A 10,242-nucleotide genomic window follows, 5' to 3' on the forward strand; every position below is an offset into this window, starting at 1 on the left:
CGTCACCAGCTTAAGGTGACGCGCAGTCCTCCCTGCTCGGCGTGACTGAACACCAGCCGAATACCGTGCAACTGCGCAATATTCTTCACAATCGAAAGCCCTAATCCGCTACCGGTTTGCGCTTGTCCCGGCGGACGCCAGAAACGCTCGCCTAAGCGCGCAAGTTGATCCTCATTTACGCCAGCCCCGTTATCTTCAACGATGATGGCGCGCTGATCGAGCTGGATTTGAACTGTGCTGCCAGCCGGTGAATAGCGCAGCGCGTTATCCAGCAGATTGCGCACCAGTAAACTCAACAACAGTGGATGACCGTTCATCACCGGTTCTGCGTGACCGTTAAATGCGAGTTCAATATGCTGTTGCTCGGCTTGCGGGAAATGTTCGGCCAGTAAATTTTGCAGCAGCGGAGCCAATGCGACCGGCTGAAACTCGCTGCGCAGATCATCCGCTTCCACGCGGGAAAGCGTCAGCAGTTGATCCACCAGCCGCGTGGCACGCACGATGCCGCTATCCAATTGCTGCAGTGCGCGTTTGCGCATTGCCTCATCGTCATCTGCCAGCTGAATCACTTCACTTTGCACCCGCAACGCCGCCAACGGGCTACGCAGTTCATGCGCGGCATCGGAGGTAAAACGCCGTTCGCGCTGCACCAATTCTGCCATGCGACTGAACAAACCATTGAGTGCGGCCACCAACGGTTTCACCTCTTTTGGCAAGCGCGCTTCAGTGAGTGGCGTGGCATCATCTGGCGCTCGCTGATGTAACTTGGTCGTTAATTGTTTCAATGGACGCAGTTCGAACCATACCAGCGCGAGTAAAAACAGCAACATCAATGGGATGGCGATCAACCATGGCAGCAGGCTGCTGAGCGCCAAATCGCGTGTCATATCGTCGCGGTATTCCCACTCCTGACCCACTACCACGCGATAGCGTTTGTCCGCTGAAGTCAGCCACAATAGCCGCCAGCTATCTTTATCACCGCGCAAGCGTCCATCGGTAAAACCATCGCGGCGATAATCAAACTGGAGATCGCGACCATTTTCGCCATCGTTCAGCAGCGGCTGGCCCTCAGCGCTAAAAATGGCAAATGCCAGCGCATCGTCATCCTGATCGCCGCGATGATGGCGCAGGATCGACTTGGTTTTCGGCAATGTCACTTCGTGCAGTGAAGTGGGATCAAGTGCAATCAAACGTTTGGCGAACAGCATTTGCTGGGTATCAAACAGTTCATCGACTTTATCGCGCGTTTGGTGCCATGCGCTGACAGTGGCAAGCCCACCACAGATCATGATCAGCAGCACAAAGCCGATGGCGAGGCGCAGGAAAAGGCTCATTCCGCCGCTCCCAAGGTGTATCCCACGCCGTGAACGGTCCGAATAAACTGGCTGCCGAGTTTTTTACGCAGATGATGGATATGTACTTCTACCGCATTGCTAGAAACATCGTCGTCCCAGCTATACAGCTTCTCTTCTAATTGGCTGCGCGTCAGCACGCGACCCGGATTGCGCAGAAACAATTCGAGCAGCGCCAGTTCGCGACTTTTCATGCTCACGGCTTCACCGTCGATTTGCACGCTATTGCTGCCGGGCATCATCACCACGTTGCCGTGTTTGAGTTCCGGTTGCAGCTGTCCGTGACGGCGGCGAATCAACGCCTGCAAACGTGCCGCTACTTCCGTTAGCGCAAACGGCTTACACAAATAATCGTCGGCACCCAGCTGTAAGCCTTGCACGCGCTGATCCAGCGCATCGCGCGCGGTGAGGATCAGCACCGGCACATCCTGTCCTTGTTGGCGCCATTGACGCAGGATGTCTAAACCATCGCGTTCCGGCAGCGACAAATCTAACACCACCGCATCCCAGGGCGCGGCTGCCAAGGCTTGAAAACCACTTTCACCTGAGACAAACCAATCCACGGTAAAGCCAAGTTTGTTCAGCCCGACTTTCAAACCGTCGCCGATCAGCGTGTCATCTTCAATCAGTAAAATGCGCATCAGTCCTCCTTGTGCTGTGCGGAGTTATACGAAGCACAATGGCGCTTGTACAGCGAAAATCGCCGCAAATGGACTATTTTTAATGAATTTTCATGGATTCGATTCTCTTAAGATCCTGTTAAGAACCTTGTGGTGAAATAGCTACCGTAAACCACACATTCATGGAAAAGAGGTGAAATTATGAAAAAGTCAGCCGCACTAATGGCGATTGTTATGTTAGCTGCCACGCCAGTTTTGGCCGCACAACAAGGTGGCTTTGTTGATCCTAATGCGCCGACGGCTCAAGCGAAAACCGGCGGCTTCCAGGCGGGTGATGTTAGCGTTGTCAGCGTGAAGCAAGCCGAAGAGATGAAAGATGACAGTTGGATCACCGTGCGTGGCCATTTAGAAAAGCAGATCGGTGATGAGGATTATCAATTCCGCGACGCCAGCGGCACCATGAAGGTGGAAATCGACCACAAGCGCTGGAACGGTTTGACCATAACGCCAAAGGATCAGGTCGAGTTGACCGGTAAACTGGATAAAGACTTTAACTCCATCGAACTGGACGTTAAACAAGTCCGTAAACTGCCATAATTCCTGTTGCGGAGCCGCGCAGTCGGCTCCCATTCTCCCCCCAAACTCAAATTCTCCCCGGCACAAGCGAAACGTTTCGATGGCGATCACATTTCCGTGATGCCGCGATTGAGTTGCCACGTGCATTTTATACACTCCCGCTCAGCGAAACGTTTCGCTGTGGAGTGGAAGAAATGAAAAAAGGTCGCTTGTTAAACGCTGAAGTCTCTCATGTGATTGCCCGCCTTGGGCACACCGATACGCTGACGATTGCCGATGCAGGCTTGCCGATTCCGGTGGGTCCACAGCGCATCGATCTGGCGTTAACGCCGGGTACGCCTGAATTTTTACAGGTAGTGGACGTCATCACACAGGAGATGCAGGTCGAAAGCGCCTTAATGGCGGAGGAGATCAAGCAACACAATCCGCAGCTCCACAGCGCACTGCTCGCCGTGCTCGATGCCTTGCAACAGCACCAGGGAAATGTCATCACCATCCGTTACATCAGCCATGAACAGTTCAAACAACAAACTCAGCGTAGTCAGGCGGTCATTCGCAGCGGAGAGTGTTCTCCGTATGCGAATGTCATCCTGAGCGCTGGCGTGACCTTCTGAGGCCGTTATGCAACCGTTATTGCAACTCAAAGGGATTGAAAAATCGTTCCCCGGCGTGAAGGCGCTGAATGGCGCATCGCTGGCGGTCTATCCGGGCCGCGTGATGGCGTTGGTCGGCGAAAACGGTGCCGGCAAATCCACCATGATGAAAGTGCTAACCGGCATTTACAGCATGGATGCCGGCATTATGAAGTGGCTGGGTGAAAATGTGGTGTTCTCTGGGCCGAAAGCGTCACAGGAAGCCGGCATTGGCATCATCCATCAGGAACTCAACCTGATTCCGCAACTCTCGGTTGCTGAGAATATTTTCCTTGGTCGTGAATTCGTTAACCGCTTTGGCCGCATCGAATGGAAAAAGATGTATGCTGCGGCGGATGCGCTATTGCAGCGCCTGAATCTTCGTTTCAACAGCCACAAGCTGGTGGGTGATTTGTCGATTGGCGATCAGCAAATGGTCGAGATCGCCAAGGTGCTCAGTTTCGAATCCAAAGTCATCATTATGGATGAACCTACCGATGCGCTCACTGATACCGAAACGCTGTCGCTGTTTCGTGTCATTAACGAGCTAAAAGCGCAAGGCTGCGGCATCGTCTATATCTCGCACCGCATGAAAGAGATTTTCGAAATTTGCGATGACGTCACTGTGTTCCGTGATGGGCAATTTATTGCCGAGCGCGCGGTGAGCGATCTCAGCGAAGAGAGCCTGATCGAGATGATGGTTGGTCGCAAGCTGGAGGATCAATATCCGCGCATCGATCAACAACCGGGTGAAATTCGTCTGACAGTAGAAAATCTCAGCGGACCGGGTGTGGATGATGTGAGCTTCACGCTGCGCAAAGGCGAAATTCTTGGCGTATCCGGCCTGATGGGTGCGGGACGTACCGAATTAATGAAAGTGCTGTATGGCGCGTTGCCGCGCAGCAAAGGCAAAGTCACGCTCAATGGCCGCGAAATCACTACCCGTTCACCGCAAGATGGATTAGCCAACGGTATCGTTTATATCTCCGAAGATCGCAAGCGCGATGGTTTGGTGCTTGGCATGTCGGTGAAAGAGAACATGTCGCTGACTGCGCTGCGTTATTTCAGCACCGGCGCGGGCAATCTGCGCCACAGTGACGAGCAACTGGCAGTGGGCGATTTTATCCGTTTGTTCAACGTCAAAACGCCCTCAATGGAGCAGCCAATCGGCCTGCTTTCTGGCGGTAATCAGCAGAAAGTGGCGATTGCGCGCGGCTTAATGACGCGTCCGGATGTGTTGATCCTTGATGAACCGACGCGTGGCGTGGACGTTGGCGCGAAAAAAGATATTTATCAATTAATTAACCAGTTTAAAGCCGAAGGGCTGAGCATCATTTTGGTGTCGTCGGAAATGCCGGAAGTGTTGGGCATGAGCGATCGCATCGTGGTAATGCATGAAGGCCATCTGAGTGGCGAATTTTCCCGTGAGCAAGCTACCCAGGAATCTCTGATGGCGGCGGCAGTCGGTAAGCAACACAGCGAGGAGTTAGTTGTATGAGTACCCAAACCTTACCCGCCAGCCGTCGCTGGTTCAGCAAAGCTTGGCTGCTGGAGCAGAAATCACTGATTGCGTTGATTGTGCTGATCGCCGTGGTCGCCAGCCAGAGTCCGAACTTCTTCACGCTGGCCAACATGTTCAACATTCTCCAGCAAACGTCAGTCAACGCCATCATGGCAGTCGGCATGACGCTGGTGATTCTGACTTCAGGCATCGATTTATCGGTGGGATCGCTGTTGGCGCTGACCGGCGCGGTGGCGGCATCGATTGTCGGATTGGAAGTGAATGCGCTGGTGGCGGTGGCGGCTTCGCTGGCGCTGGGTGCGGCAATTGGCGGCATTACCGGCGTGATCGTGGCGCGCGGCAAGGTGCAAGCGTTTATCGCCACGCTGGTGATGATGTTGCTGCTGCGTGGTGTCACCATGGTTTACACCAACGGCAGCCCAATCAATACCGGTTTTAACGATAACGCCGATCTGTTTGGCTGGTTCGGTATTGGTCGCCCGTTGGGCATTCCAACGCCGGTTTGGTTGATGGTGATCGTGTTCGCGCTGGCGTGGTACATGCTGCATCACACCCGCCTTGGCCGCTACATCTATGCGCTAGGCGGCAACGAAGCGGCGACGCGTTTGTCTGGCATCAACGTTAATCGCGTCAAAATCATCGTCTATTCGCTGTGCGGCCTGTTGGCAGCTTTGGCGGGCACCATCGAAGTGGCACGCCTCTCTTCTGCGCAGCCAACAGCGGGCACCGGTTATGAACTGGATGCAATCGCGGCGGTGGTGCTGGGCGGTACCAGCCTGGCGGGCGGCAAAGGCCGCATCATGGGTACGCTGATTGGTGCGCTGATCCTCGGTTTCCTTAACAACGGTTTGAATCTGATGGGCGTCTCTTCCTATTACCAGATGATTGTTAAAGCCGTTGTCATTCTGCTAGCGGTGCTGGTGGATAACAAAAGCAGTAAATAACTCTGACCCTCACACAGGATTTAACAATGAAAAAGTTAACTGCATTGGCTGTCATTCTTGGCGCCACCCTCAGTGCTGGCGCGATGGCAAAGGACACCATTGCTCTGGTCGTATCGACTCTGAATAATCCGTTCTTTGTGTCTCTGAAAGATGGCGCACAGAAAGAAGCCGACCAACTGGGTTATAACCTCGTGGTGCTGGATTCGCAGAACAACCCGGCGAAAGAGCTGGCGAACGTGCAGGACTTGACGGTACGTGGCACCAAGCTGCTGCTGATCAACCCAACCGATTCTGATGCGGTGGGCAATGCGGTGAAAATGGCGAACCAGGCCAACATCCCAGTCATCACCCTGGACCGCGTTGCAGCGCAAGGTACCGTCGTGAGCCACGTGGCCTCAGACAACCGTTTCGGCGGCAAAATGGCCGGTGACTTCATTGCTAAGAAACTTGGCGATGGCGCGAAAATTATTGAACTGCAAGGCATTGCCGGTACGTCTGCGGCGCGCGAACGTGGCGAAGGTTTCAAACAGGCGGCTGATGCACACAAATTCAATATCCTGGCGAGCCAACCTGCTGACTTCGATCGTACTAAAGGTCTGAACGTAATGCAGAACCTGCTGCAAGGACATCCAGATGTGCAGGCCGTGTTTGCTCAGAACGACGAAATGGCGTTAGGCGCGCTGCGTGCACTGCAAACTGCTGGAAAAACCGATGTGCTGGTGGTCGGTTTTGATGGCACCGCTGACGGTGTGAAAGCGGTTGAATCAGGTAAACTGACCGCCACTGTGGCGCAGATGCCAGACAAGATCGGCATGATTGGCGTGCAAACTGCCGATAAAGTATTGAAAGGCGAGAAGGTGCAATCGGTGAATCCGGTTGACCTGAAGCTAGTAACCAAATAATAAGTAAAGAAAAGCAGGGCAACGCGCCACCTTCCCGGTGGCGCATCTTTCTGGATGAATCCCAATGAGCAAAAGCGCAAAACTGGCCGTTCTCGGTAGCATCAATGCCGATCACATCCTCAATCTCGCCCACTTCCCGCGGCCGGGCGAAACGGTGATCGGGAAACAGTATCAAATTGCCTTTGGCGGCAAAGGGGCCAACCAAGCGGTTGCCGCGGGACGTGCCGGCGCTGACATTGCCTTTATTGCTTGCGTGGGTGCCGATGATATTGGCGAACGTATCCGCCAGCAATTTCAGCAAGACCGCATTGATACCGCGCCGGTTGAAACCGTGGCTGATGAAGCCACCGGCGTGGCGATGATCTTCGTGAATGGCGAAGGTGAAAATAATATTGGCATCTATTCCGGGGCGAATGCGGCGCTGACGCCAGATTGCGTGGCGCGCCATCAACAGGTGATTGCTGATGCAGACGCGTTGCTGATGCAGCTTGAATCACCGCTGGAAAGTGTTTTAGCCGCGGCGAAAATCGCCCGCGCGCAGCAGACGCAAGTGATCCTCAATCCCGCACCTGCCACCGAACTCTCCGACGAATTGCTGGCGCTGATCGATATCATCACGCCGAACGAAACCGAAGCGGAAATTCTCACCGGCATCGCGGTGAAAAGTGATGAGGATGCGGCGCGCGCTGCGCAAGCATTGCATGCGAAAGGCATTCAAACAGTATTGATCACCTTGGGACGTCGTGGCGTATGGCTGAGTGAGCAAGGTAACGGCGTGCGTATTCCCGGCTTCAGTGTGCAAGCCATCGATACTATCGCTGCGGGTGATACCTTTAATGGCGCGTTTATTACCGCGCGATTAGAAAATGTCCCGATGCATGATGCTGTACGTTTTGCCCATGCGGCGGCGGCGATTGCGGTGACGCGTCCGGGCGCACAGCCCTCAGTGCCGTGGCGCACTGAGATCGACGCGTTCCTGCAACAACAGGGCTAAGCGCTTGGCTACCATGAAAGATGTCGCCCGTTTGGCGGGCGTATCAACCTCCACCGTCTCGCACGTAATCAATAACAATCGCTTTGTTAGCGAGCAGGTGCGGGAAAAGGTCAATCAGGCGATTCGCGAGCTGAATTATGCGCCTTCTGCCTTGGCTCGCAGCCTGAAGCTCAAACAAACCCGCACCATTGGCATGTTGCTGACGGCAAGCAGCAACCCGTTCTATTCCGAAGTGGTACGTGGCGTGGAAAATAGCTGCTATGAACGCGGCTACAGTTTGATTCTATGCAATACCGAAGGCGATGAAGAGCGCATGAATCGCAGCCTGGAAACGCTAATGCAAAAACGCGTCGATGGTTTGCTGATGATGTGCACCGAAACCCATTTGCCCTCGGCGGAGATCCTTAATCGTTATCCTTCAGTGCCGATGGTGATGATGGATTGGGCGCCATTTGAAGGGCGCGGCGATATCATTCAGGACAATGCGCTACTGGGCGGCGAACTGGCCACTCAGCATCTGATTGATCGCGGCTATACGCGCATTGCCTGCATCGCCGGGCCGCTAGACAAAACGCCTTCGCGCATGCGCTTGCAAGGTTTCCATAATGCGATGGCAAATAGCGGATTAACGGTGCCAGAAGGCTACGTTGTTGATGGTGATTTCGAGTTTCAGGGCGGTTTTAATGCCATGAATCAGCTGCTGGCGTTGGATGTGCCGCCCGAAGCGGTGTTTACTAGCAACGATGCGATGGCAGTGGGCGTTTATCATGCGTTGTTCCAGGCCGGATTGCGCGTGCCGCAGGATATGGCGGTGATGGGCTATGACAACATTGAACTGGCGCGTTACCTCACGCCACCACTGAGTACCATCCATCAACCGAAAGATGAGCTGGGTGAATTGGCGATCGATACCTTGATACATCGCATGAGCGACCCCGACGCCAGTCAGCAAACGCTGGTGCTGACGCCGGAGCTGGTGGAGCGTGGTTCGGTCTAAGCGGTTTTCTTCTTTTTATCGCGGTTGGCGATCAGATTACGACCATCGCCCGGGCGCAACATCATAAAGGTGAAGGCTGACAACACGGTAACGATGCCCATCGTCAGGAAAGTGGCGTGGAATTGCTGCACGGTGGTCGCTTCGAAATCCTGGTAGAAGCGCAATACCGCGGCGCTGACGGCCACACCAAAGCTAATCGAAAGCTGCTGCGTTACCGCCAGCACACTATTTCCGCCGCTGGCGTTCTCATCATTTAAATCTGCCAGCGTAATGGTGTTCATCGCCGTGAACTGCGTGGACATCGCCATGCCAAGAATCAACAGCGCTACCAGTAACATCACTACGCTGCCGCCTGGCGATTGCAATGCAAAAGTGGCGATCAGCAGGCCAATAATGACAGTGATGCCCACCAATGTTCGTCGATAACCTAAACGGCGCAGTATTTGCGTCACCGTGGATTTAGCCAGCAGCGCGCCAATCGCGGTTGGGCCCATCATGCAACCAGCAATAATCGCCGGATAGCCAAAGCCCACCTGTAACATCAACGGCATCAGGAACGGAATACACCCGGTACCTAAGCGTGAGGCGATGTTACCAATGATGCCGACCGAGAAGGTGCGGGTTTTAAACATCGGCAAATTAATCAGCGGTGCCGGATGGCGACGCGCGTGCACTATATATAGAAGCAATAACAGCACGCCGCTTAGCAGTACCAAGATGGCTTGCCACGGCAGAACCACGCGTTCACCAAATAACTCGATACCCACGGAAATCAGCACCAGGCCAACCCCAAATAGCAGGAAGCCTAAAAAATCGAAGCGACGTTTCGGCGTGGTGAAGTCGGGCATGTACTTGCGTGCGTAAAAGATGCCTGCAATGCCGATAGGAATGTTGATCAGGAATATCCAATGCCAGCTGGCATAGGTGACTAACAAGCCGCCGAGCATTGGGCCGAGAATCGGGCCAACCAAGCCAGGCATGGTAACGAAGTTCAATACAGGCAGCAGTTCACTACGCGGATAAGCACGCAACAGTGCTAATCGCGCAACCGGCATCATCATCGCGCCGCCAATTCCTTGTATCACGCGTGAAACCACCAACATGCCTAGCGAACCCGATAAAGCACAGGCCAGCGATCCCAGCGTAAATAGCGATACCGCAAGGATGAAGATTTTGCGCGTGCCATAGCGATCAGCCAACCAGCCACTGACTGGAATCAGCATGGCCACCGTTAGCGTGTAACTAATAACGGCGGATTGCATGGCAAGAGGGGAACGTTCAAGGCTGGTGGCTATAGCGGGAAGCGCAGTATTAAGAATGGTGGCATCGAGGGCTTGCATGAAAAACGCCATGGCGGCGATCCAGGGCAAACCGGCCATACTGCGCGCGGAGCGAATCATTGAAAATCCTTCTCTAATAATTGTCAGCCTGCAATAAAAGAAATTGCGTGTGGTTAATCAGAATAGCATTGGTGTTTAAGGTGATGGCGCTGATTTGTGCCGCCTGAACGGCGATTTTGCTTGTTATTCCGGCAGGAAATGTCTGTTTTTAACCCGTTCGCTTAAAAATGTAGCGCTTAGGTATTTTTTTGCAATAAACCCTTGTCAGCCGCGAATAACTCCCTATAATGCGCCACCACTGAGACGGCAAAGCGGCAACGCAGACGGCTCAGCAGGGAGTGAAGAAATTCATCCCGCCGGATG

Annotated in this window: 10 protein-coding genes; 7 read left to right on the forward strand and 3 right to left on the reverse strand. The window is 54.0% G+C overall.

Going from position 1 to position 10,242, the window contains the following annotated elements:
* Nucleotides 1–2: 2 nt before the first annotated feature.
* Together qseC and qseB are read right to left on the reverse strand one after the other, a co-directional pair.
* On the reverse strand, nt 3–1,334 hold the full coding sequence (gene qseC / locus ACPUC7_RS15545; protein WP_494923593.1) for a quorum sensing histidine kinase QseC: 1,332 nt from the start codon (nt 1,332–1,334) through the stop codon (nt 3–5).
* Nucleotides 1,331–1,993 carry a quorum sensing response regulator transcription factor QseB gene (gene qseB, locus ACPUC7_RS15550; RefSeq protein ID WP_494923594.1) on the reverse strand — a complete coding sequence of 221 codons (663 nt, stop codon included), beginning with the start codon at nt 1,991–1,993 and terminating at the stop codon, nt 1,331–1,333. Before qseB ends, qseC begins: the two co-directional genes overlap by 4 nt.
* Before the next feature lie 180 nt (nt 1,994–2,173).
* Here qseB and ACPUC7_RS15555 point away from each other — a divergent pair, with 180 nt between their 5' ends.
* The 7 genes from ACPUC7_RS15555 to rbsR all read left to right on the forward strand — a co-directional run bounded on the left by ACPUC7_RS15555 (nt 2,174) and on the right by rbsR (nt 8,539).
* Nucleotides 2,174–2,569, forward strand: coding sequence for a YgiW/YdeI family stress tolerance OB fold protein (locus ACPUC7_RS15555; protein WP_494923595.1), 396 nt, complete (start codon nt 2,174–2,176; stop codon nt 2,567–2,569).
* A 173-nt stretch (nt 2,570–2,742) separates the two neighbouring features.
* Nucleotides 2,743–3,162, forward strand: coding sequence for a D-ribose pyranase (gene rbsD, locus ACPUC7_RS15560; protein WP_494923596.1), 420 nt, complete (start codon nt 2,743–2,745; stop codon nt 3,160–3,162).
* Nucleotides 3,163–3,169: 7 nt separating this feature from the next.
* A complete protein-coding gene (gene rbsA, locus ACPUC7_RS15565; protein ID WP_494923597.1) occupies nt 3,170–4,678 on the forward strand; it encodes a ribose ABC transporter ATP-binding protein RbsA in 1,509 nt (502 codons plus the stop codon).
* On the forward strand, nt 4,675–5,646 hold the full coding sequence (gene rbsC / locus ACPUC7_RS15570; RefSeq protein ID WP_343554384.1) for a ribose ABC transporter permease: 972 nt from the start codon (nt 4,675–4,677) through the stop codon (nt 5,644–5,646). The genes rbsA and rbsC overlap by 4 nt, the downstream gene beginning before the upstream one ends.
* A 26-nt stretch (nt 5,647–5,672) precedes the next feature.
* Nucleotides 5,673–6,548 carry a ribose ABC transporter substrate-binding protein RbsB gene (rbsB, locus tag ACPUC7_RS15575; RefSeq protein WP_343554385.1) on the forward strand — a complete coding sequence of 292 codons (876 nt, stop codon included), beginning with the start codon at nt 5,673–5,675 and terminating at the stop codon, nt 6,546–6,548.
* 64 nt (nt 6,549–6,612) lie between these two features.
* A complete protein-coding gene (rbsK, locus tag ACPUC7_RS15580) occupies nt 6,613–7,542 on the forward strand; it encodes a ribokinase (protein ID WP_494923598.1) in 930 nt (309 codons plus the stop codon).
* A gap of 4 nt (nt 7,543–7,546) precedes the next feature.
* On the forward strand, nt 7,547–8,539 hold the full coding sequence (gene rbsR, locus ACPUC7_RS15585) for a ribose operon transcriptional repressor RbsR (protein ID WP_494923599.1): 993 nt from the start codon (nt 7,547–7,549) through the stop codon (nt 8,537–8,539).
* On the opposite strand, the gene mdtD is transcribed toward rbsR, so the two are convergent.
* The gene (gene mdtD / locus ACPUC7_RS15590) at nt 8,536–9,939 is read right to left on the reverse strand and encodes a multidrug transporter subunit MdtD (protein WP_494923600.1); all 1,404 of its coding nucleotides are present in this window, start codon (nt 9,937–9,939) and stop codon (nt 8,536–8,538) included. The genes rbsR and mdtD overlap by 4 nt on opposite strands.
* Nucleotides 9,940–10,242 lie beyond the last annotated feature (303 nt).

This window comes from Pantoea sp. CFCC18179 (assembly GCF_059412405.1).

Coding starts and splice junctions, on each gene's coding strand:
- ACPUC7_RS15555 (WP_494923595.1), top strand. CDS start 2,174: ATGAAAAAGTCAGCCGCACTAATGGCGATTGTTATGTTAGCTGCCACG.
- mdtD (WP_494923600.1), bottom strand. CDS start 9,939: ATGATTCGCTCCGCGCGCAGTATGGCCGGTTTGCCCTGGATCGCCGCC.
- rbsB (WP_343554385.1), top strand. CDS start 5,673: ATGAAAAAGTTAACTGCATTGGCTGTCATTCTTGGCGCCACCCTCAGT.
- rbsC (WP_343554384.1), top strand. CDS start 4,675: ATGAGTACCCAAACCTTACCCGCCAGCCGTCGCTGGTTCAGCAAAGCT.
- rbsD (WP_494923596.1), top strand. CDS start 2,743: ATGAAAAAAGGTCGCTTGTTAAACGCTGAAGTCTCTCATGTGATTGCC.
- rbsA (WP_494923597.1), top strand. CDS start 3,170: ATGCAACCGTTATTGCAACTCAAAGGGATTGAAAAATCGTTCCCCGGC.
- rbsK (WP_494923598.1), top strand. CDS start 6,613: ATGAGCAAAAGCGCAAAACTGGCCGTTCTCGGTAGCATCAATGCCGAT.
- qseC (WP_494923593.1), bottom strand. CDS start 1,334: ATGAGCCTTTTCCTGCGCCTCGCCATCGGCTTTGTGCTGCTGATCATG.
- qseB (WP_494923594.1), bottom strand. CDS start 1,993: ATGCGCATTTTACTGATTGAAGATGACACGCTGATCGGCGACGGTTTG.